A 23,238-nucleotide genomic window follows, 5' to 3' on the forward strand; every position below is an offset into this window, starting at 1 on the left:
TTCACTACTGCCGGCCCGAGTGCCGGTGGGAGAAGAGTTATATCGATGCACTGTTGGGTCCTGAGAGAACACGTGAGTGTTTTTTCTAGGCAAAAACGATCCGGTTCGAATGTCAGGCAGACCGCATCATTTCGGTGGTGGGCATGGTGCTGATGGGAGTTCGAGCGGGGTGTGTTGTTTGAGAACTGCACAGTGGACGCGAGCATCTTTGTTGTAAGTAATGAAGAGCGTACGGTGGATGCCTTGGCACCAGGAGCCGATGAAGGACGTAGGAGGCTGCGATAAGCCTCGGGGAGCTGTCAACCGAGCTGAGATCCGAGGATGTCCGAATGGGGAAACCCAGCACGAGTGATGTCGTGTTACCCGCACCTGAATATATAGGGTGTGTGGAGGGAACGTGGGGAAGTGAAACATCTCAGTACCCACAGGAAGAGAAAACAATAGTGATTCCGTGAGTAGTGGCGAGCGAAAGCGGAAGAGGCTAAACCATGGATGTGTGATAGCCGGCAGGTGTTGCATTCGTGGGGTTGTGGGGTTCATCTTGTCAATGCTGCCGTGTTGGCCGACAGTAAGAAATCATTGTGTTAGTGGAAGTGGTCTGGAACGGCCTGTCGTAGAGGGTGAGAGTCCCGTACACGAAAACATGATGACTGTCGTGATGGAAACCCAAGTAGCACCGGGCCCGTGAAATCTGGTGTGAATCTGTCGGGACCACCCGATAAGCCTGAATACTCCCTGGTGACCGATAGCGGACTAGTACCGTGAGGGAAAGGTGAAAAGTACCCCGGGAGGGGAGTGAAATAGTACCTGAAACCGTGCGCTTACAATCCGTCAAAGCCTTTGCACACTTCGGTGTGGGGGGTGATGGCGTGCCTTTTGAAGAATGAGCCTGCGAGTTAGTGGCATGTCGCGAGGTTAACCCGTGTGGGGTAGCCGTAGCGAAAGCGAGTCCGAATAGGGCGTCCGTAGTGGCATGTTCTAGACCCGAAGCGGAGTGATCTACCCATGGCCAGGTTGAAGCGACGGTAAGACGTCGTGGAGGACCGAACCCACTTAGGTTGAAAACTGAGGGGATGAGCTGTGGGTAGGGGTGAAAGGCCAATCAAACTCCGTGATAGCTGGTTCTCCCCGAAATGCATTTAGGTGCAGCGTCGCGTGTTTCTCACCGGAGGTAGAGCTACTGGATGGTCTAGGGGGCCCACAAGCTTACCGAAATCAGCCAAACTCCGAATGCCGGTGAGTGAGAGCGCGGCAGTGAGACTGCGGGCGATAAGGTTCGTAGTCGAGAGGGAAACAGCCCAGATCGCCAGCTAAGGTCCCTAAGCGTGTACTAAGTGGAAAAGGATGTGGGGTCGCGAAGACAACCAGGAGGTTGGCTTAGAAGCAGCCACCCTTGAAAGAGTGCGTAATAGCTCACTGGTCAAGTGATCCTGCGCCGACAATGTAGCGGGGCTCAAGTACACCACCGAAGCTGCGGCATTCACACAATGCACCCCCTTGATTCTGCGGAGTCTTGGGCAGTGGTGTGGATGGGTAGGGGAGCGTCGTGTGGCCATGGAAGCGGCAGGGTGACCTAGCCGTGGAGGCCACACGAGTGAGAATGCAGGCATGAGTAGCGAAAGACGAGTGAGAAACTCGTCCGCCGAATGACCAAGGGTTCCTGGGCCAGGTTAATCCGCCCAGGGTGAGTCGGGACCTAAGACGAGGCCGACAGGCGTAGCCGATGGACAACGGGTTGATATTCCCGTACCCGTGTGAACGCGCCCCTGGTGAATCAGTGATACTAACCATCCTGAAGCGTCCTTACGCCCCTTCGGGGGCCCTGGATGTGGATGCATGGGACCTGATCTGGTAGTAGCCAAGCGATGGGGTGACGCAGGAAGGTAGCTGAGCCAGTCAGTGGTAATACTGGTGTAAGCCTGTAGGGCGAATGGTAGGCAAATCCGCCATTCACACAGCCTGAGAGGTGACGCATAGCCGAATGAGGCGAATTCAGTGATCCTATGCTGCCGAGAAAAGCCTCTAGCGAGCTTTCACACGGCCCGTACCCCAAACCGACACAGGTGGTCAGGTAGAGAATACTAAGGCGATCGAGATAACTATGGTTAAGGAACTCGGCAAAATGCCCCCGTAACTTCGGGAGAAGGGGGGCCTCGTCCGGTGATCACTCTTGCAGTGTGAGCTGGGTGGGGCCGCAGAGACCAGTGAGAAGCGACTGTTTACTAAAAACACAGGTCCGTGCGAAGTCGTAAGACGATGTATACGGACTGACGCCTGCCCGGTGCTGGAAGGTTAAGAGGACCGGTTAGCCAGCAATGGCGAAGCTGAGAATTTAAGCCCCAGTAAACGGCGGTGGTAACTATAACCATCCTAAGGTAGCGAAATTCCTTGTCGGGTAAGTTCCGACCTGCACGAATGGCGTAACGACTTCTCAGCTGTCTCAACCATAGACTCGGCGAAATTGCATTACGAGTAAAGATGCTCGTTACGCGCGGCAGGACGAAAAGACCCCGGGACCTTCACTACAGCTTGGTATTGGTGTTCGGTTCGGTTTGTGTAGGATAGGTGGGAGACTGTGAAGCGCTCACGCCAGTGAGTGTGGAGTCGTTGTTGAAATACCACTCTGATCGTATTGGACCTCTAACCTCGGACCATGATCTGGTTCAGGGACAGTGCCTGGTGGGTAGTTTAACTGGGGCGGTTGCCTCCCAAAATGTAACGGAGGCGCCCAAAGGTTCCCTCAGCCTGGTTGGCAATCAGGTGTCGAGTGCAAGTGCACAAGGGAGCTTGACTGTGAGACTGACAGGTCGAGCAGGGACGAAAGTCGGGACTAGTGATCCGGCACCGGCAAGTGGAAGCGGTGTCGCTCAACGGATAAAAGGTACCCCGGGGATAACAGGCTGATCTTCCCCAAGAGTCCATATCGACGGGATGGTTTGGCACCTCGATGTCGGCTCGTCGCATCCTGGGGCTGGAGTAGGTCCCAAGGGTTGGGCTGTTCGCCCATTAAAGCGGCACGCGAGCTGGGTTTAGAACGTCGTGAGACAGTTCGGTCTCTATCCGCCGCGCGCGTTAGAAACTTGAGGAAGGCTGTCCCTAGTACGAGAGGACCGGGACGGACGAACCTCTGGTGTGCCAGTTGTTCCACCAGGAGCACCGCTGGTTAGCTACGTTCGGAAGGGATAACCGCTGAAAGCATCTAAGCGGGAAGCCTGTTCCAAGATGAGGTTTCTCACCCCCTCGAGGGGGTAAGGCCCCCGGCAGACCACCGGGTTGATAGGCCAGAACTGGAAGCCAGGTAACTGGTGCAGGTGACTGGTACTAATAGGCCGAGGACTTACCACAAAGAAGCTACGCGTCCACTGTGCAGTATCTGAAACAACACACACGTTTCAGAACAGAAGAAAGAAGAACACCACCAACAACACTGTTTGTTGTGTGTCTTCGCTGATGTTCCGTGTGACAGTTTCATAGAGTTACGGCGGCCATAGCGGAGGGGAAACGCCCGGTCCCATTCCGAACCCGGAAGCTAAGCCCTCCAGCGCCGATGGTACTGCACCCGACAGGGTGTGGGAGAGTAGGACACCGCCGAACATCCGTTACCGAAAGGGGACCCAATATACTGGGTCCCCTTTCGTGGTTTGTGTGAAAGGAATGACTGTGTCGGAGAGTGACGACGGACGTCGGTCCTTCCGCGGAGGCGGCGCCTCCAACAGCAATCGTGGCGGCGCCTCCAGCAGCAATCGTGGCGGCGCCTCCAGCAGCAATCGTGGCGGCGCCTCCAGCAGCGACCGTGGCGGCGTCGGCGGTTCGGGTCGTGGTGGCTCGACCGGTGGTCCCCGTCGCGATTCGCGCGACAACCGTGGCGGTGCCGGTGGTGATCGTCGCGGTGGCGGACCCCGTCGTGGTGGCGAGGGCGGCTTCGCGCCTCGCGGACGTGACGGTGACCGTCCGCAGCGGCAGCAGGCCCGTCCGGACGAACCGGATCTGCCCGAGAACGTCGAGGCCGGCGAGCTCGATCCCGCTGTGCGCCGCGACCTGCTGAGCCTGGACAAGACGAATGCGAACACGGTGGCGCGTCACCTGGTGATGGCCGGCAAGCTCGTCGACGACGATCCGCGACTTGCGCTCGCGCATGCCCGCGCCGCACGCCAGCGTGCGGGCCGAATCGCCATCGTCCGTGAGGCCGCGGGTATCACCGCGTATCACGCCGGCGAATGGGCGGAGGCGCTGTCGGAACTGCGCGCCGCTCGTCGCATGGCCGGTGGTCCCGGACTGCTCGCGGTGATGGCGGACTGCGAACGCGGACTGGGCCGCCCGGAGCGGGCAATCGAACTCGGGCGGAGCGAGGAAGCTGCTGCGCTGTCCGGTGACGAGGCAGCCGAACTGCGCATCGTGGTCGCCGGAGCGCGCATGGACCTCGGTCAGTTCGACCAGGCCGTGGTGACACTGCAGACCCCCGATCTCGACGCCTCGCGAACCGGTCCCGGTGCCGCTCGCCTGTTCTACGCGTACGCGGATGCCTTGGTGGCGGCCGGTCGCATCGAGGACGGACTCAAGTGGTTCCTCAATTCCGCCGCGGCGGATCTCGAGGGTGACACCGACGCGGAGGAGCGTGTGGCCGAGCTGACCGGAGACGATCAGTGACGGCTCTGCGCGACGGTTACGACGCACTGCTGCTCGACCTCGACGGCACCCTGTACCAGGGGCCGCAGGAAATCCCCGGTGCGCGAGGGGCTTTGGCGGCCGGGGAGCAGTCCTGCTATTACGTGACCAACAACGCCAGTCGCAGGCCGGGTGAGGTCGCGGAACACCTCACGGAACTCGGTTTCGACGCTGACGAGTCGACGGTGGTGACGAGTTCACAGACCGCGGCCAGGCTGCTCGCGGAGAACGTCGCCCCCGGTTCGCCGGTGCTCATCGTGGGCACCGAAGCGCTCGCCGACGAAATCCGACACGTCGGACTGCGTCCGGTGCGGTCGTTCGAGGACGCGCCCGCGGCTGTCGTCCAAGGACATTCGCCGACGACGGACTGGGCGATACTCGCCGAGGCGACCCTCGCGATCCGGGCCGGCGCGGTCTGGGTGGCGGCGAACCTGGACACGACCCTCCCCACCGAACGCGGACTCGTCCTCGGCAACGGATCGATGGTCGCAGCGCTCCGCACGGCGACGTCCCGCGAACCACTGGTGGCGGGTAAACCGGCCGCGCCGCTGATGGAAGACGCGATGCGCCGCAGCAAGTGTGTACGCCCGCTCGTCGTGGGCGACAGGCTGGACACCGACATCGAAGGCGCCAACAACGTCGGCCTCGATTCGCTGCTGGTGCTCACCGGAGTGAGCACCGCGGTCGACGTGCTGCGCGCCGCCCCGGAGCAACGGCCCACCTACCTGGCGTCCGAACTGGACGCGCTCAACCGGCCCGCCGAGGAATCCCTCATCGGCGAGGATAACCGGTGGTCCGTCGAGTTCGACGGCAGCGACCTGGTGATTGAACCGACAAGCGAATCCGCTGCGCCGGTGGATTCGGCTGCGCTGCTGCGGGCTGTGACCGCCGGCGCCTGGAAGTTCCCCGACTTCTCGCGGATCACGTCGACGACGCACACGGTGAGTGCGGTCGTCTCCGGCTGGGGTGCCTGAAACCCGGCAGGCCCGCGTTGTCCGTCACGCGATTCGCTGTATGCGTATCGGAACGCGATGGACTAGCGTTGTGCCCGATGAGCACGCCAATACCGCGCCCGGGAGCCCATCTACCTGGGCCTCCTCAGAGTGTCGACCCCGAGACGATTCACACGGAGGTCGACGGATTGTTGTTGCGGCTCGGAGCCGTCGAACCTGATCCTGACGACGAGCACGGCGTCGGGGTCATCCCGCGCAAAGCCCATCTTCTCGAGAAGGCGCACGACGTGCTGGTGGAGGCGCTTGCCACCGTGGACAAGATCTGACGTGGCCCGTCGAGCACGGGTGGATGCCGAACTCGTTCGGCGGGGACTGGCCCGGTCCCGCGAACACGCGCAAGAACTCATCGCCTCCGGCCGAGTACTGATCTCGGGAGCGGCAGCGACCAAACCGGCCACCGCAATCGAAGCGGGAACTCCGCTGCGGGTGGTCGAGGTCGACAACGAAGTGACCTGGGCATCGCGCGGGGCGCACAAACTCCTCGGTGCGCTCGAGGCGTTCGGCCCCCGCGGACTCGAGGTCGAGGCCAAGCGCTGCCTCGACGCCGGCGCGTCCACCGGCGGCTTCACCGACGTGCTGCTTCACCACGGCGCGCGAGAAGTCGTGGCGGTGGACGTCGGATACGGCCAGCTGGTGTGGCGGCTGCAGTCCGACGACCGCGTCCACGTCGTCGACCGGACCAACGTGCGATCCATCGACGCCGAGCAGATCGGCGGCCCGGTCGATCTGGTGGTCGCGGACCTCTCGTTCATCTCCCTGAAGCTCGTCCTCCCGGCGTTCGTCGCCTGCGTGGCTGACGGCGCAGATCTGATTCCGATGGTGAAGCCGCAGTTCGAGGTCGGCAAGGACCACGTGGGCTCCGGTGGTGTGGTGCGTGACCCGGAGCTGCGCGTCGCCGCGGTACTGGACGTCGCGAAGACCGCAGAGTCGCTGGGACTGCGTACCGTCGGTGCAGTGGCCAGTCCGCTGCCGGGACCGTCGGGGAACGTCGAATACTTCCTGTGGCTCCGCGCGGATGTCACACCCGGGACGGATGATGTACCGGTCGAGTCGGTTGAAGAGTTGATCCGCACCGCGGTGCAGGAGGGACCACAGTGAGCGGGGGAAGCAGCGGCGCCCAGCAACGCGAGCGGGAGATCCTGCTCGTCGCGCACCCGGGCCGCGCCGAGATCACGGAGACGGCGCGGCGCGTTGGCAAGATCTTCGAGCGGGCCGGGATCGGACTGCGCGTCCTCGTCGACGAGGTCGACAGCACCCGCATCGAACCGATGGACGGCATGGCGGCCGACGAATTCCTGGTTCCCGGGCTGGAAGTCACCATCGTGCAGGCCGGCCCGGATGCCGCCGTCGGTTGCGAGATGGTGCTCGTCCTCGGCGGAGACGGAACGTTCCTCCGGGCAGCGGAACTCGCCCAGGCCGCGTCCATTCCGGTACTGGGCATCAATCTGGGCCGCATCGGGTTCCTCGCGGAAACGGAGGCCGAGCACCTCGACGAGGCGCTCGCCCAGGTCGTGCGTCGTGAATACCGCATCGAACACCGTATGACGCTGGACGTGCTGGTCCGCGTGGACGACGAGATCATCGAACGCGGCTGGGCGCTCAACGAGGCGAGCATCGAGAACCGGTCCCGGCTCGGTGTCCTCGAGGTGGTGCTCGAGGTGGACGGCCGCCCCGTGTCGGCTTTCGGCTGCGACGGCGTCCTCATCTCCACCCCGACCGGGTCGACGGCATACGCGTTCTCGGCCGGCGGGCCCGTGGTGTGGCCGGAACTGGAGGCCCTGCTGGTGGTCCCGAGCAATGCGCACGCGCTGTTCGCGCGCCCCCTCGTGACGAGCCCGAATTCGCTGATCGCGGTCGAGACGGTGGCGGGCAGCCACGACGGCCTGGTGTTCTGTGACGGTCGCCGGACCCTCGAGCTGCCCGCGGGCGCCCGCGTCGAAGTGGTGCGTGGCAAGGAACCCGTTCGTTGGATACGACTGGATTCGGCGCCGTTCGCGGACCGGATGGTGCGAAAGTTCGAGCTGCCCGTCACCGGGTGGCGAGGAAGGAAGCCCTAGACGTGCTGGCAGAGATCAGGATCGACAACCTCGGTGTGATCTCCGAGGCGTCGGCGCAATTCCACGAAGGTTTGACGGTGCTCACCGGTGAGACCGGTGCGGGCAAGACGATGGTGGTGACGAGCCTGCACCTGCTCAGCGGTGCGCGAGCGGACGCCGGCCGGGTGCGTCTCGGCGCGCCCCGTGCCGTGGTCGAGGGCCGGTTCATGACGGACGAGGGCTCGGAGCACGTCGAACGTGCCGTGTCCCGGCTGCTCGAATCGACCGGCGCGGAGCGGGACGAGGACGGCACCATCATCGCGGTGCGGACCGTCGGCAGCGACGGACGGTCCCGCGCCCACCTCGGTGGGCGCAGCGTTCCGGCGGGCGTGCTGTCCGAGTTCACCGATCCACTGCTCACCGTTCACGGTCAGAACGATCAGCTGCGGCTCCTCCGGCCCGACCAGCAGTGCGCCGCCCTGGACAGGTTCGCGGACAAGACGGTCGGCCCGCTGCTGGCGCGGTACCGCAAGCACCGCGACGAATGGGTGACCGCACGGTCCGAACTGATCGAACGCACCGGCCGTACCCGGGAACTCGCGCAGGAGGCCGACCAACTGACGTTCGCCCTCAACGAGATCGTCGGCATCGCGCCCACTCCGGGTGAGGACGAGTCGATCGTGTCAGAGGTCCGCAGGCTCAGCGAACTCGACTCGCTGCGCTCGGCGGCCGAGGAAGCGCACGCCGCGCTCACCGGCGGCGACGACATGGACGGCGACGGTGTGGGCGCACCCGCGCTGGATCTGTTGTCCGAGGCGCGGGCCCGGATCGAATCGGCGACCGACCCCGAACTCGACGGGCTCGGACCGCGTCTCGCCGACGCGATCGCGGTGGTCACCGACGTCTCCGCCGACCTGACCACGTATCTCGCCGGGCTTCCGGCGGATCCGGGGGCACTGGACTCCTTGCTGTCGCGGCAGGCGGAACTGAAGAACCTCACCCGCAAATACGCCGCCGATGTCGACGGCGTACTGGAATGGGCAGACAACGCCCGTGCGAGGCTCGAGAAGATCGACGTGTCCTCCGATGCTCTGGCGGCGCTGACGAAGCAGGTCGAGGAGTCGGCGGCGTCCACCGCGGAGGCCGCGTCGAAGCTGACCGCGGCGCGCGTCAAGGCGGCGGCCAAACTCGCCAAGGCAGTCAGTTCCGAACTCGCAGGTCTGGCGATGGGCCGGGCCGCTCTCGAGGTGTCGGTCCGCCCCCGGATCGCCGGACCTCAGGACACGGCACCGCTCACCATCGACGGGACGGAACTGCACGCGGGATCGTCCGGCGTAGACGAAGTGGAATTTCGGCTGTCGGCGCACAGCGGCGCTCAGTCGCTGCCCATCAGCAAGAGCGCGTCCGGCGGTGAACTCTCGCGCGTGATGCTGGCCCTCGAGGTCGTGCTCGCCGGGTCCGATTCGGGCGCGACGATGGTGTTCGACGAGGTCGACGCCGGCGTCGGCGGTCGGGCCGCGGTCGAGATCGGCCGGCGGCTGGCCCGGCTCGCCCGGACACACCAGGTCATCGTCGTGACGCACCTGCCGCAGGTCGCGGCATTCGCGGACACCCACCTGGTGGTCGACAAGGTCGACGACACGGACGGGGTCGTCAGCAGCGGTGTGCACGCACTCACCGACGACGAACGGGTGGTGGAACTGGCGCGCATGCTCGCCGGACTCGACGACACCGAGACCGGTCGGGCGCACGCGGAGGAACTGTTGGCCACCGCCAACGCCGAGCGTTCCGTCTGAACCGGCCCGGCGGACCGTCAGCTGCACCCGTGGTAATGGTGTGACTGATGTGGTAAACGGTTCGGCGCGCCTCCACAGGTAGGTCCTGCTTCCGGTCCATCATCGAACTCATGAAGATGCCGGCACTGCTGTCACGTAACACCGAAACTTTGCCTGGGGTCAGCGGCATCGCCAGGGTGGATCGCAACACGGCCAAGTTGCTGCGACGCGTCGGACCCGGTGACATCGTCGTTCTCGACGAGCTCGACCTCGATCGCGGGACCGCGGACGCCCTGGTCAAGGCCGGCGTTCTCGCAGTGATCAACGCATCGCCCTCGATCTCGGGGCGTTATCCAAACCTCGGTCCGGAGGTGATCGTCGCCAACGGCATCCTCCTGGTGGATTCGGCCGGCGCCGAGATCTTCAAGAGCATCAAGGACGGCAGCAAGGTCCGGGTAAACGGGGGAGGTGTCTACTCCGGGGAACGGCGCATCGCGAAGGGCGACGAACAGACCGAGGCGGAGATCTCCGACCGGATGATCGAGGCGAAGACCGGGCTGGTCGACCACCTCGAGGCGTTCTCCGGCAACACCATCGAGTTCATCCGCACCGAGAGTCCACTGCTGATCGACGGCGTCGGAGTCCCCGACGTGGACGTCGACATGAAGGAACGGCACGTCGTGATCGTGTCCGACGGCCCGGATCACGCCTCCGACCTGAAGAACCTCAAGCCGTTCATCAAGGAGTACTCGCCGATCCTCATCGGCGTCGGGGCAGGCGCCGACGTCCTGAAGTCGGCGGGCTATCGCCCGGATCTCATCGTCGGCGACCCCGAGGACATCACGAGCGCGACGCTCAAGTCGGGCGCCGAGGTTGTACTTCCCGCCGACCAGGACGGTCACGCACCCGGTCTGTCACGGATCCAGGACCTCGGCATCGGAGCGATGACGTTCCCCGCGTCCGGATCCCCGTCCGACCTGGCGCTGCTGCTGGCCGATCATCACGGCGCGTCGCTGATCGTCACGGTCGGGAGCACTGTCTCCCTCGACGAATTCTTCGACCGCGGCCGCCGCGACAGCAACCCGTCGGCGTTCATGACCCGCCTGAAGGTCGGGCCGAAACTGGTGGACGCGAAGGCCGTGGCGACCCTGTACCGGAGCCGGGTGTCGGGCGGCGCGATCGCGCTGCTCGTACTGGCCGCACTGGTCGCGGTGATCGTGGCCCTGGTGGTGTCGAACATCGGTGGTGAGGCACTGGACTGGGCCGTCGCGACATGGAACAGCTTCGCGTTGTGGGTCCAGGGGTTCTTCAAGTGATTTCTCTGCGTCAACATGCCATTTCCATAGCGGCGATCTTCCTGGCTCTGGCAATCGGCGTGGTGATGGGTTCCGGCCTGTTGTCGAGCGGTCTCGTGTCGGGGTTGCGCGACGACAAGGCCGACCTGCAGACCGACGTGGAGAAGGCGAACGAACGCAACAACCAGCTGACCGAGCAGTTGAACTCGGCGGACGGCTTCGATTCCGCGGTCGGCGGCCGGGTGGTGGCCGACTCTCTCGCGCAACGCACCGTGATGGTCGTGACGACCCCGGATGCCGACCCCGCCGACCTCGACGGGGTCAACCGCATGATCGCGCAGGCCGGTGGATCGGTGACCGGCCGGGTGTCGTTGACCGATTCGTTCGTGGATGCCACGGGCGGTGACCGGCTGCGGACAGTCGTCAACAACGTGATCCCCGCGGGTATCACGCTGAAGACCGGGGCCGTCGACCAAGGCAGCCTGGCCGGTGACCTGCTGGGCTCGGTCCTCATGCTCGGCAAGGAGACGGGCCAGCCGCAGAGTTCCGCGCAGGAGATGGCGCTCGCCCTCGAGACCCTCCGCGGGGCGGGATTCGTCAGCTACGACGACGGTGCGGTCCAACCGGCGCAGGTCGCGGTGGTGCTGACCGGCGATCGCGACGTGGAGGACGGCGTCAGCGGCAACCGCGGTGCCGTGGTGGCCAGGTTCGCGGGTGCGCTGGATTCGCGCGGTGCCGGGGCGGTTCTCGCCGGGCGTCCGGCCTCGGCGCAGGGCAACGGTGCGGTCGCTGTGGCGCGGGCCGACGCCGCCCTCTCCGCGGCGCTGACCACGATCGACAACATCGACCGGGAAGCGGGCAAGATCACCGTCCCGCTCGCGCTGCAGGAGCAACTGAACGGCGGCGCCGGCCGGTACGGCACCGGGCCCGGCACCACCGGAGTCACCGTGGGTGCCACCCCGGCGTAGCGCGCGTCACATCACGACGGGCAATCGCGGCGCGTTGTTTCCGGGACGTACGTCAAGGTGTTACCGTGAAGTCCCGTGGGTCGGCAGGCCCCAGCATTGCTCGAACAGACCAAGCCCTGCACAGTCGTCACGGGAGCCCCTTTGCCACAGTCACGCACTCATTCGCGTACCGCTACCAAGCACATCTTCGTGAGCGGCGGCGTCGCCTCCTCACTCGGCAAGGGCCTCACAGCCTCGAGCCTCGGGCAATTGCTCACCGCGCGGGGAATGCGCGTGACCATGCAGAAACTGGATCCGTATCTCAACGTCGATCCGGGCACGATGAACCCCTTCCAGCACGGTGAGGTGTTCGTCACCGAGGACGGCGCCGAGACCGACCTCGACGTCGGTCACTACGAGCGCTTCCTCGACCGCGACCTGTCCGGTCAGGCGAATGTGACCACCGGCCAGGTGTATTCGACGGTCATCGCCAAGGAGCGGCGCGGCGAATACCTCGGCGACACCGTCCAGGTCATCCCGCACATCACGGACGAGATCAAGAGCCGGATCCTCGCCATGAGCGGACCGGACCTCCAGGGACACCGGCCCGACGTCGTCATCACGGAGATCGGTGGCACCGTCGGTGACATCGAGTCGCAGCCGTTCCTCGAGGCCGCCCGTCAGGTGCGCCACGACGTCGGTCGCGACAACGTCTTCTTCCTCCACGTCTCCCTGGTGCCGTACCTGGCGCCGTCGGGCGAGCTCAAGACGAAGCCCACCCAGCACTCGGTCGCGGCCCTGCGGAACATCGGTATCCAGCCCGACGCGCTGATCCTGCGCTGCGACCGCGAGGTTCCCCCGGCGCTGAAGAACAAGATCGCGCTCATGTGCGACGTCGACGTCGACGGCTGCATCTCGACCCCCGACGCGCCCTCGATCTACGACATCCCGAAGGTGCTGCACAGCGAGGGCCTCGACGCGTACGTGGTGCGGCAGCTGGGTCTGCCGTTCCGCGACGTGGACTGGACCGTGTGGGGCAACCTGCTCGAGCGCGTCCACCAGCCGCGCGAGACCGTGCGGATCGCCCTCGTCGGAAAGTACGTCGACCTGCCGGACGCCTACCTGTCCGTCACCGAGGCGCTGCGTGCCGGTGGGTTCGCGAACCGCTCGAAGGTGGAAATCTCCTGGGTGCCGTCCGACGCGTGTGAGACGGAGGCGGGCGCGCAGGCCGCCCTGGGCGACGTCGACGGCGTGCTGATTCCCGGTGGCTTCGGAATCCGCGGTATCGAGGGCAAGCTCGGCGCGATCAGGTACGCGCGCCACCGGAAGATCCCGCTGCTCGGACTGTGCCTCGGCCTGCAGTGCGTCGTAATCGAGGCCGCGCGCAGCGTGGGTCTCGACGACGCCAACTCCGCCGAGTTCGAGCCCGAGACCACGCACCCCGTGATCTCCACGATGGCCGACCAGGAAGACGTCATCGCCGGCGAGGCGGACCTCGGTGGCACGATGCGCCTCGGCGCGTACCCCGCCGTCCTGGCGAAGGGGTCCGTCGTCGCCCGGGCGTACGGCAGCGAAGAGGTGTCGGAGCGCCACCGTCACCGCTACGAGGTCAACAACGCGTACCGCGACCGGATCGCGAAGAGCGGACTCCGGTTCAGCGGGACCTCGCCGGACGGTCACCTCGTCGAGTTCGTCGAGTACCCGGCCGACCAGCACCCGTTCTTCGTCGCGACGCAGGCGCACCCCGAGCTGAAGAGCCGTCCGACGCGCCCGCACCCGCTGTTCGCGGCGTTCGTCGACGCGGCGTTGAAGCACAAGCTCGAAGAGCGGCTTCCCGTCGATGTGCACGGCGAGGAGCGGGCCGCCGCCGTCGCCACCGATGACGAGCTCGCCGACTCCGCCGACCGCGACGAGGTCGCGTCCGTCGACAGCGCGGGATAGGGCGAGACCGACCATGACCGACACCGGCCGGCACGAATTCGAGACTCTCGACTCGCGCGCCGTCTACAGCGGCGCGATCCTCGCCCTGCGGGTGGATCACGTCGCGATGCCGGACGGCCGGACCGCCGAACGTGAGGTCGTCGAGCACCACGGCGCCGTCGCCGTCGTGGTGCTCGACGACGAGGACCGGGTCGTCCTGATCCACCAGTACCGGCACCCGGTGGGGCGCCGGTTGTGGGAGATCCCGGCGGGCCTGCTGGACGAGCCGGGGGAGGACCCCGTCGACGCCGCCGGGCGCGAGCTGGCGGAGGAGACCGGACTCGGAGCCCGTCGCTGGTCCGTTCTCGTGGACGTCGTTCTCTCGCCCGGATTCACGGACGAGTCGGTGCGCGTGTTCCTCGCCGAGGACCTGTACGACGTGCACCGGCCCGACCCGGAGGACGAGGAAGCCGACCTCGAGATCGAGCGGATTCCACTCGACGAGGTCGTGTCGATGGTGCTGAACGGGACAATCGTGAACGCCACGGCCGTAGCCGGTGTGATGGCCCTCGCGGCCGCCCGGTCCCGGCCGGGCGGTCGCGGCGAACTCCGCGACGTGACCGCGCCCTGGGTCGATCGCCCCGACAGGTTCAGCGAGAGAAGACGCTCGCGCGCCGCCGGGGACGAGGCCGCGCGGGCATGACATGGTGATTGCGCGGCAGGTGGATTCGTACCTCGACCACCTGGCCGTCGAGCGCGGAGCTGCGCGCAACACCCTCGGTTCGTATCGCCGCGACCTCGAGCGGTACACGCAGTTCCTCGCGGACCGGGAGGTCACCGACATCGGGCGCATCCGCGAACAGGATGTCAGTGACTTCGTGATCGCTCTGCGAACCGGCGATCCGGCTCGCGAACTGCCGCCGCTGGCCGCGAGCTCGGCGGCCCGCGCCCTGATCGCGGTGCGCGGATTTCACCGCTTCGCCGCGGCCGAGGGGATGACCGCCGTCGACGTCGCCCGGGACGTGCGGCCGCCGTCGCCGGCGAAACGGCTCCCCAAATCCCTGCCGGTCAACGAGGTGCTGGCGCTGCTGGAGGCGGTCGGAGGCAGCGGACCCGCAGACGGACCGCGGGCGGTCCGCGACCGCGCGCTACTCGAGTTGCTGTACTCGACGGGCGCCCGCATCTCCGAAGCCGTCGGCCTGGACGTCGACGACGTCGACACCGAGACCCGGTCGGTGCTGCTGCGGGGCAAGGGCGGCAAGCAGCGGGTGGTGCCGGTGGGCCGGCCCGCCGTCGAATCCCTCGACGCCTACCTGATCCGGGGCCGGCCGGCACTGGCGTCACGCGGAACACCCGCGCTGTTCCTCAATGTCCGCGGCGGACGGCTGTCCCGTCAGAGTGCGTGGAAGGTGCTGCAGACCGCGGCGGACGCGGCGGGCATCTCGTCGGCGGTGTCACCGCACACACTCCGTCACTCGTTCGCGACGCACCTGCTCGACGGCGGCGCCGACGTCCGTGTCGTCCAGGAGCTGCTGGGACATGCCTCGGTGACGACCACCCAGATATATACGCTGGTGACAGTGGGTGCGCTGCGCGAGGTATGGGCCGGAGCGCACCCTCGGGCGCGGTGACGGAAAGCGTGTCGAGGGGAAAATTCACGGTACGAGGCGGTAGCGTTCGTATAACGATGTGGGATCGGCAGCGATCATCGAGAGAACAGGGGATCATCGGACCGTGGTGACACCGCAGCCGCCAGCGGCGGAGTCAGAGCACTCGCAACAGGAGGGCGACATGTTCGTGCGGCAAACCGAATCCGCAGCCTTGTTCGAGGACACTGCCGTGGTCGTGGAGGAAGAGCTCGGCCCCACGGGGCGGCCGACGCGCGAGGTGCCGGAACCGGCCCCGTTGCCCTCGCACGGCCCGGCCAAGATCATCGCGATGTGCAACCAGAAGGGTGGCGTCGGCAAGACGACGTCGACGATCAACCTGGGAGCGTCGCTGGCCGAGTTCGGCCGCCGTGTCCTGCTCGTCGACCTCGATCCCCAGGGGGCGCTGTCCGCGGGCCTCGGCGTCGCCCACCACGACCTCGAACTGACCGTCCACAATCTGCTGGTCGAACCCCGTGTCGCGATCGACGACGTCCTGATGCGGACACGTGTCGAGGGCCTCGACCTCCTGCCAAGCAACATCGACTTGTCGGCGGCGGAGATCCAGCTCGTCACCGAGGTCGGGCGGGAACAGACGCTCGGACGTGTGCTGCATCCGGTGCTCGACCGGTACGACTACGTCCTGATCGACTGCCAGCCTTCCCTCGGTCTGCTCACGGTGAACGCGCTTGCCTGCGCGGACTCGGTGATTATCCCGATGGAATGCGAGTACTTCAGCCTGCGCGGCCTGGCGCTGCTCAACGACACGGTCGAGAAGGTTCACGACCGGCTCAACCCGCGGCTCGAACTCGCCGGCATCGTCGTCACGATGTTCGACTCGCGGACCCTGCACGCGCGTGAGGTGATGGCCCGTGTGGTGGAGGTGTTCGGGGATCTCGTCTACGACACCGTGATCAACCGCACCGTGCGCTTCCCGGAGACCTCGGTGGCCGGGGAGCCGATCACCACCTGGGCGCCGAAATCGACCGGCGCCGAGGCGTACCGTGCTCTGGCACGCGAGGTCATACACCGGTCCGGCCGGTAAGTGGTGAATACGCAAGACATTTCGGCTCCACCGCAGACCGAGGGCTCGCAGACCCAGGTATCGCACGCCGAGAATCAGGCGCCCGCGGTCAAGCCCGGCTTCCGGGTGACGCTGCGGAATTTCGAGGGACCGTTCGACCTGCTCCTCACCCTGATCAACCAGCGACAGCTGGACGTCACGGAAGTCGCGTTGCACCAGGTGACGGACGACTTCATCGCCTACACCCGCACGCTGGGCGCGGAGATGGGTCTCGATCAGACCACCGAATTCCTGGTGGTCGCGGCGACGCTGCTCGACCTGAAGGCGGCCCGTCTGCTCCCCGCGGGGCAGGTGGAGGACGCCGAGGATCTCGCGCTCCTCGAGGCGCGCGACCTGCTGTTCGCCCGGCTGCTGCAGTACCGCGCGTACAAGCAGGTGGCGCAACTGTTCGGCGAGCTCGAGGCGGCCGCGCTGCGCCGGTACCCGCGGTCGGCGGCACTGGAGGACCAGTTCACCCAGTTGCTGCCGGAAGTGCTGCTCGGTGTCGACCCGCAGCGGTTCGCGGAGATCGCCGCGACCGTGTTCACACCCCGCCCGAAGCCCACCGTGGGACTGGACCATCTGCACGACATGCACGCGGTGTCGGTGCCGGAACAGGCGGCGCGGATGCTGGAACTGCTCCGCGAACGCGGGGCCGGGGAGTGGGCGACCTTCGGTGACCTGGTTTCAGAGTGCGAAGTGACCACCCTGATCGTGGCAAGATTCCTCGCGCTGCTCGAGCTGTATCGCGAGCAGTCGGTGTTGTTCGAACAGCCCGAGCCGCTCGGGGAATTGCTGGTGAGCTGGACTGGGGAGGGCACACACGCCCCGGTGACCGAGGAGGATTACGGATGAGTTCGGCCCCGTTCGACGAGTCGGACGACCAGGGCGCCGTCGACGCAGAACCCGAGCTGTCGGACACCGAACTCGAAGCTGTTCTCGAGTCGCTGCTGCTGATCGTCGACTCTCCCGCCGGAGCCGAACAGCTCGCCTCCGCGACCGGCGCTTCTGTGAATCGCATCACGGACGTGCTGAACTGCATGTCCGCCGAGCTCACCGCCCGTGGAAGCGGGATGGACCTCCGATATGCCGGTGACGGTTGGCGTCTCTACACGCGCACCGCGTACGCACCCTACGTGGAACGTCTCCTGCTCGACGGTGCCCGGTCCAGACTGACGAGGGCGGCTTTGGAAACTCTGGCAGTGGTGGCATACCGTCAACCGTTGACCCGCGCACGGATCAGTGCGGTGCGCGGCGTCAACGTGGATGGTGTGGTGCGCACACTTCTCGCTCGCGGATTGATCGCCGAAGCCGGCGTCGATCCCGATACCAACGCCACGCAGTATTCGACGACGGAGCTCTTCCTGGAACGGCTCGGCTTGGCGTCTCTCGCCGATCTTCCCGCCTTGGCCCCGCTGTTGCCGGACGTGGATCTGATAGATGACATCAGTGACAGTCTGGAATCTGACCCACGATTTGCGAGAATGAATAAGGCTACGGCTTCCACAGAAGAGTTGGACACCGGGCTGGACACCGAAGACTGACAGGGATAGTACAAAAGTGAAGAAACCCGCTCGCCGAGATGGCACACCGGATCGCAACAACAAGAAGCAGCGCCCCACCAGGTCGGAGACCGGGGGTCGCTCGGACAGGTCGGAGGCCGGAGGGCGACCGAGCCGCTCCGAGACCGATCGGCGTCCGACCAGGTCGGACGCCGTCAAGGGCAAGTCGGGCAGGCCCGACTCCGCGGCTGCGAAGAACAAACGCGGCAAGCCCAAGTCGGCCAAGCCGCAGCGCGCCCAGGCCCACGCGCCCAAGATCAGCAACGCCAAGCCGGCCCGGCACCAGTACGCCGACGCCGCCGATCGGCCCGTCGGCCCGCCGCAGGGCGACGGCATGCGACTGCAGAAGGTTCTCGCCCAGGCCGGCGTCGCGTCGCGCCGTGCGGCCGAGGAACTGATCTCGCAGGGTCGCGTCGAGGTCGACGGCCGCATCGTCATCGAGCAGGGCCTGCGCATCGACCCCGAGAACGCGGTGGTGCGCGTGGACGGGGTCCGCGTCGTGGTGCAGAAGGACCTGGTCCACCTCGCGCTGAACAAGCCCCGCGGCTGGCAGTCGACGATGTCGGACGACCTGGGTCGCCCGTGCGTCGGCGACATCGTCTCCGAGCGGGTCGCCGCAGGTCAGCGGTTGTTCCACGTCGGTCGACTGGACGCCGACACCGAGGGACTGCTGCTGCTCACCAACGACGGTGACCTGGCGCACCGGCTGATGCACCCGTCCTTCGAGGTGTCGAAGACATACCTGGCGACCGTGTCGGGTGCCCTCGAACGCGGTGTCGGCAAGAAGCTCAAGGAGGGTGTCGAGCTCGACGACGGACCGGCGAAGGTCGACACGTTTACGCTCCTCGACATCAACGAGGGCAAGTCCCTCGTCCGCGTCACCTTGCACGAAGGCCGCAAGCACATCGTGCGCCGCCTGTTCGAGGCCGTGGGACACCCCGTCATCCGGCTCGTCCGGACGGACATCGGCGCCGTCGCTCTCGGCGACCAGCGTCCCGGCACGCTCCGCGTACTCGGTCGAGGCGAGGTCGGCGGTCTCTACGGGGCGGTGGGCCTGTGAGTACGTCGTCGCTGGTCGTCGCGATGGACGGCCCGTCCGGAACCGGGAAGTCGAGCGTCTCGCGGATGCTCGCGCAGCGGCTCGATGCCCGGTACCTCGACACCGGCGCCATGTACCGGATCGCGACGCTGCATGCGTTGCGCAAGGGCGTGGACCTCACCGATCCCGCCGCGATCGCCGACGCGACCGCCGGTCTGCCGTGGTCGATCGGCACCGACCCGTCGGGCGAGCAGGTCCTGCTCGACGGTGAGGACGTGGGAGAGGAGATCCGCGGCGACGCGGTGACCAAGGCCGTCTCGGCGGTCTCCGCCGTTCCCGCCGTGCGTGAACTGCTCGTCGCGGCGCAGCGCCGTCTCGCGGGCGAGGCCGAACGGATCGTCGTCGAGGGCCGGGACATCGGCACCGTCGTGATCCCGGACGCCGACGTGAAGATCTACCTGACCGCCTCGGCGGAAGCCCGGGCCCAGCGCAGGAATGCGCAGAATCTCGCGGAAGGACGAGGCGACGACTACGCGGCCGTGCTGGCCGACGTGCAGCGTCGTGACCACCTCGACTCCACGCGCGCCGTGTCGCCGCTGCGGCCGGCCGACGATTCCGTGCTGGTCGACACCAGCGAACTCGGAATCGACGACGTGATCGGCAGGTTGCTGCTGGTGGTAAGCGAAAGAACTGGAGCAGGGCAGTGACCGAACAATTCACCACCGAGTTCGCAGGCGACGGCACCTGGAGTGAGGAATCCGACTGGGAGGTCCTGGACCTCGAAGACGGCGGCGACGGAGAGTCCCACGTCCCGGTTCCCACCCTCGCAGTGGTCGGGCGCCCGAACGTCGGCAAGTCGACGCTCGTCAACCGGATCATCGGCCGACGCGAGGCCGTGGTCGAGGACATTCCCGGTGTCACCCGGGACCGCGTCTCGTACGAGGCGAACTGGAGTGGCCGCCGCTTCATGGTGCAGGACACCGGCGGCTGGGAACCCGACGCCAAGGGCCTGCAGCAATCGGTGGCCCGGCAGGCGGAACTGGCGATGCAGACCGCGGACGCGATCCTCCTCGTCGTCGACGCCGTCGTCGGCGCCACCGCAACGGACGAGGCCGTGGCCAAGGTGCTGCGCCGGTCCAAGACCCCGGTTCTGCTGGTGGCCAACAAGGTGGACGACGGCCGCACCGAATCCGAGGTGGCCGCACTGTGGTCGCTCGGTCTCGGACAGCCGCACTCGGTGAGCGCCACGCACGGCCGCGGTACCGGCGATCTCCTCGACGAGGTGCTCGCCGCACTCCCGGAGACCCCGCGTGAAGGCATTCCTGGCGGTGGGCCGCGACGCGTGGCTCTGGTCGGGAAGCCGAACGTCGGGAAGTCGAGCCTGCTGAACAAGCTGTCGGGCGACGAGCGTTCGGTGGTCCACAACGTCGCGGGCACCACCGTCGATCCGGTCGACTCGATCGTGGAGCTCGGCGGCAGGCCGTGGCGTTTCGTGGACACCGCCGGTCTGCGCAAGCGGGTCAGCCACGCCAGCGGCGCCGAGTTCTACGCATCGCTGCGGACGAAGAGCGCCATCGAGGCCGCCGAGGTCGCGATTCTGCTGATCGACGCATCCGAGCCGATCTCGGAGCAGGACCTGCGCGTGCTGAGCATGGTGGCCGACGCCGGCCGGGCCCTCGTCATCGCGTTCAACAAGTGGGATCTCGTCGACGAGGACCGACGCCTCCAGCTCGACCGGGAAGTCGATCGGGACCTGGTGCGGGTGCCGTGGGCGCAGCGCGTCAACATCTCGGCGCAGACGGGGCGCGCGGTGCAGAAGCTCGTCCCCGCCCTGGACACCGCACTGGAGTCCTGGGACAAGCGCATTCCCACGGGCCGGCTCAATACCTGGCTCAAGGAAGTCGTCGCCGCGACGCCGCCGCCGATGCGCGGTGGCCGGCTGCCTCGCGTGATGTTCGCCACGCAGGCCGGAACACGTCCGCCGACGTTCGTGCTGTTCACGACGGGGTTCCTGGAGGCGGGCTACCGCCGGTTCCTGGAGCGGCGTCTGCGCGAGGAGTTCAATTTCGACGGCAGCCCCGTCCGCATCTCGGTGCGGGTGCGGGAAAAGCGTGAGCGGCGAAATCGTTGATCCGACAGAATGCGCTCTGACCAGGCGATTAGCGTTACGGACTGGCCCTGATGTAATCTCATCGAGCACCTGAACGAGGGTGTGGACGGGCTGTGGCGCAGCTTGGTAGCGCACTTGACTGGGGGTCAAGTGGTCGCAGGTTCAAATCCTGTCAGCCCGACCAGATGATCAGCGAAGGCGGTTTCCCGGAAACGGGAAACCGCCTTTTCTGTGTCTCCGGCCCCGCGCATTCGGGTGTCTCCGACACCGTGCGGGACTCAATCCGTGACGATGACCGGATCGCCGATCTTGGCGTTGTCGTAGAACCACCGTGCGTTCTCGGTGCTGAGATTGATGCAGCCGTGGCTGACGTTCTCGACGCCCTGCGAGTTCACCGACCATGGTGCGGCATGCACGAAGATCCCGCCCCACGTGATGCGGGTGGCGTACTCGACGTAGAGGCGGTAGCCCTCTTCGTCATCGATCGGGACGCCGTACGTCGACGAATCCATGATCATGTCGCGGAACTGCTCGATGACGGGGAACGTCCCGAGCGGTGTCTCGTATCCGGGTTTGCCCATCGACGCCGGCATGGTCTGCACGACTTGATCGTTGATGCTGACCGTGAACTGGTGCGTCGTCGTGTTCGCGACTGCGACGAGTGCGTCACCGACCTGGAACTGCGACCTCGCGCCCGCCCCCTCGACGGTCACCCGGGTGTCGGGCGGCCAGAAGTGGTCCGGGGTCCACTGCACGGTGCGGTCGTCGATCCAGGAGAACTGCCCGGGCACGGGTTTCGAGGGGGTGATCTGGACACCACGCTCGGCGAGCGCGCGATCGGACACCGGTGACGCGAACCGGACGACGACAGGATGCGCGATGCCGACGACCTGCCCGCTCGCGGGGGAGAGTGTCGGCGCGACGACCTTCCCGGTGACTGCCGGGGAATGCGCCGACGCGGTGGCGCTCACTCCGCACACGGCCAGAGCCGCGAGCACCGAGACGAGAAACAGACGTCCGACCTGCTGTGCTTTCCACATGCCGTCCAGCCCTTCAGAGACTGTGAGCGTCATTTCAGTTAACCACGGCGATATCGGACAGCGGAACCAGGGAAACTGGATGCAGTACGCGCATCACGGGGCCACGGACGACGCACCCGCCGTCACATCGGCCGCGTTTCGCCGGTCACACAGTTGACAGACCTCGACGGAAGGGCGTGACCGATGAACGAGAACGACATGCTGGCGCAGCAGTTCGAGGCCCATCGCACACACCTGCGGGCGGTGGCCTACCGGATGCTCGGCTCGATCGGCGAGGCCGAGGACGCCGTGCAGGAATCCTGGCTGCGACTGAGCCGCACCGACGCCGGCACGGTCGAGAACCTGGGCGGCTGGCTGACGACGGTAGTGGCACGGGTGTGCCTGAACATGCTGCAGTCCCGCAGGTCACGGCGGGAAGATCCCCTGGATGCGGCAGTGCCTGACCCGATCGTGACCCGGGCGGACGGCAGTGACCCCGAACACGAGGCGGTGCTCGCCGATTCGGTCGGTCTCGCGCTGCTCGTGGTCCTCGGCACGCTCACTCCTGCGGAGCGACTGGCATTCGTGCTGCACGACATGTTCGCGGTGCCCTTCGAGGACATCGCCCCGATCGTGGAGCGAACCCCGGCGGCCGCCCGGCAACTGGCCAGCCGCGCACGCCGGCGTCTGCAGGGAGCCCCCGTTCCCGACACCGATCCGGTCCGCCAGCGTGTGGTCGTCGACGCGTTCCTGGCGGCCGCGAGGAGCGGCGACTTCGACGCGCTCGTGGCCGTGCTCGATCCGGATGTCGTGCTCCGCGCCGATACCGGAGCGTTGCCGGCGGGAGCCTCCACGATGGTGCGCGGCTCGGAGACGGTCGCGGGCCGGGTCCTCGGGTTCGCCCGGCTGGCTCGATTCGCGCATCCGGCGCTCGTCAACGGTGCCGCAGGAGTGGTCGCGATCTCCGACGGGCAGCTGCTGTCGGTCATGGGCGTCACGATCCGGCGCGGCAAGATCGTCGAGATCGACATCCTCGCCGACCGCGAGCGCCTCGCCGGGCTCGTCGTCGAGAACCTCGACTGACGAGCCCACCGGGGTCAGTTCGTGCGGTGCTCGACGTCTCCGTGTGCGTTGCCGGTGCGCAGGCC

The 23,238-nt window shown here is 66.4% G+C and carries 19 protein-coding genes, 1 tRNA gene and 2 rRNA genes; 21 read left to right on the forward strand and 1 reads right to left on the reverse strand.

Annotated features, from left to right (window positions below; translation table 11 throughout):
• The first annotated feature begins 211 nt into the window (after positions 1-211).
• The 20 genes from GO592_RS09620 to GO592_RS09715 all read left to right on the forward strand — a co-directional run bounded on the left by GO592_RS09620 (position 212) and on the right by GO592_RS09715 (position 21,255).
• A 23S ribosomal RNA gene (locus GO592_RS09620) occupies positions 212-3,345 on the forward strand.
• Positions 3,346-3,477: 132 nt separating this feature from the next.
• Positions 3,478-3,594 (forward strand): 5S ribosomal RNA (gene rrf / locus GO592_RS09625).
• 60 nt (positions 3,595-3,654) lie between these two features.
• Positions 3,655-4,647, forward strand: a complete 993-nt coding sequence (locus tag GO592_RS09630; RefSeq protein ID WP_082324865.1) for a tetratricopeptide repeat protein — start codon at positions 3,655-3,657, stop codon at positions 4,645-4,647.
• On the forward strand, positions 4,644-5,639 hold the full coding sequence (locus GO592_RS09635) for an HAD-IIA family hydrolase (RefSeq protein ID WP_007295567.1): 996 nt from the start codon (positions 4,644-4,646) through the stop codon (positions 5,637-5,639). The genes GO592_RS09630 and GO592_RS09635 overlap by 4 nt, the downstream gene beginning before the upstream one ends.
• A 77-nt stretch (positions 5,640-5,716) precedes the next feature.
• A complete protein-coding gene (locus GO592_RS09640; protein WP_050998559.1) occupies positions 5,717-5,944 on the forward strand; it encodes a hypothetical protein in 228 nt (75 codons plus the stop codon).
• A gap of 1 nt (position 5,945) precedes the next feature.
• Positions 5,946-6,776, forward strand: coding sequence for a TlyA family RNA methyltransferase (locus GO592_RS09645; protein WP_005264165.1), 831 nt, complete (start codon positions 5,946-5,948; stop codon positions 6,774-6,776).
• Positions 6,773-7,735: an NAD kinase gene (locus GO592_RS09650; RefSeq protein WP_005560437.1), complete on the forward strand. Its 963-nt coding sequence runs from the start codon at positions 6,773-6,775 to the stop codon at positions 7,733-7,735. The genes GO592_RS09645 and GO592_RS09650 overlap by 4 nt, the downstream gene beginning before the upstream one ends.
• Positions 7,736-7,737: 2 nt before the next feature.
• Positions 7,738-9,510 (forward strand): DNA repair protein RecN, encoded by a 1,773-nt coding sequence (gene recN / locus GO592_RS09655; RefSeq protein WP_007295569.1) that lies wholly within the window; start codon positions 7,738-7,740, stop codon positions 9,508-9,510.
• A 110-nt stretch (positions 9,511-9,620) separates the two neighbouring features.
• Complete coding sequence (gene steA / locus GO592_RS09660; protein WP_005243185.1) at positions 9,621-10,805, forward strand: putative cytokinetic ring protein SteA; 1,185 nt, start codon at positions 9,621-9,623, stop codon at positions 10,803-10,805.
• Complete coding sequence (locus GO592_RS09665; RefSeq protein ID WP_037207207.1) at positions 10,802-11,752, forward strand: copper transporter; 951 nt, start codon at positions 10,802-10,804, stop codon at positions 11,750-11,752. The genes steA and GO592_RS09665 overlap by 4 nt, the downstream gene beginning before the upstream one ends.
• A gap of 141 nt (positions 11,753-11,893) precedes the next feature.
• A complete protein-coding gene (locus GO592_RS09670; RefSeq protein WP_050998560.1) occupies positions 11,894-13,672 on the forward strand; it encodes a CTP synthase in 1,779 nt (592 codons plus the stop codon).
• Between the two features lie 13 nt (positions 13,673-13,685).
• Entirely contained in the window at positions 13,686-14,354 is a 669-nt protein-coding gene (locus GO592_RS09675; protein WP_007295571.1) for an NUDIX domain-containing protein, read from the forward strand.
• A 1-nt stretch (position 14,355) separates the two neighbouring features.
• Positions 14,356-15,282, forward strand: coding sequence for a site-specific tyrosine recombinase XerD (gene xerD, locus GO592_RS09680; RefSeq protein ID WP_007295572.1), 927 nt, complete (start codon positions 14,356-14,358; stop codon positions 15,280-15,282).
• A 160-nt stretch (positions 15,283-15,442) separates the two neighbouring features.
• Entirely contained in the window at positions 15,443-16,342 is a 900-nt protein-coding gene (locus GO592_RS09685) for a ParA family protein (protein WP_007295573.1), read from the forward strand.
• Complete coding sequence (locus tag GO592_RS09690) at positions 16,343-17,215, forward strand: segregation and condensation protein A (RefSeq protein ID WP_007295574.1); 873 nt, start codon at positions 16,343-16,345, stop codon at positions 17,213-17,215.
• A complete protein-coding gene (gene scpB / locus GO592_RS09695) occupies positions 17,212-17,904 on the forward strand; it encodes an SMC-Scp complex subunit ScpB (protein WP_007295575.1) in 693 nt (230 codons plus the stop codon). Before GO592_RS09690 ends, scpB begins: the two co-directional genes overlap by 4 nt.
• 16 nt (positions 17,905-17,920) lie before the next feature.
• Positions 17,921-18,982, forward strand: coding sequence for a pseudouridine synthase (locus tag GO592_RS09700; RefSeq protein ID WP_007295576.1), 1,062 nt, complete (start codon positions 17,921-17,923; stop codon positions 18,980-18,982).
• On the forward strand, positions 18,979-19,668 hold the full coding sequence (gene cmk / locus GO592_RS09705) for a (d)CMP kinase (RefSeq protein ID WP_005562874.1): 690 nt from the start codon (positions 18,979-18,981) through the stop codon (positions 19,666-19,668). The genes GO592_RS09700 and cmk overlap by 4 nt, the downstream gene beginning before the upstream one ends.
• Entirely contained in the window at positions 19,665-21,092 is a 1,428-nt protein-coding gene (gene der, locus GO592_RS09710; protein WP_005243157.1) for a ribosome biogenesis GTPase Der, read from the forward strand. Before cmk ends, der begins: the two co-directional genes overlap by 4 nt.
• A gap of 86 nt (positions 21,093-21,178) precedes the next feature.
• A tRNA-Pro gene (locus tag GO592_RS09715) sits at positions 21,179-21,255 on the forward strand.
• Between the two features lie 94 nt (positions 21,256-21,349).
• On the opposite strand, the gene GO592_RS09720 is transcribed toward GO592_RS09715, so the two are convergent.
• Entirely contained in the window at positions 21,350-22,144 is a 795-nt protein-coding gene (locus GO592_RS09720) for a L,D-transpeptidase (protein WP_007295577.1), read from the reverse strand.
• Positions 22,145-22,294: 150 nt separating this feature from the next.
• Between GO592_RS09720 and GO592_RS09725 the strand changes: the two genes are divergently transcribed.
• Positions 22,295-23,173, forward strand: a complete 879-nt coding sequence (locus GO592_RS09725; RefSeq protein WP_007295578.1) for a sigma-70 family RNA polymerase sigma factor — start codon at positions 22,295-22,297, stop codon at positions 23,171-23,173.
• Positions 23,174-23,238: the final 65 nt, after the last annotated feature.

Origin of the sequence: Rhodococcus sp. 21391 (genome assembly GCF_016772255.1) — a bacterium.
Taxonomy (GTDB): domain Bacteria; phylum Actinomycetota; class Actinomycetes; order Mycobacteriales; family Mycobacteriaceae; genus Rhodococcus_F; species Rhodococcus_F opacus.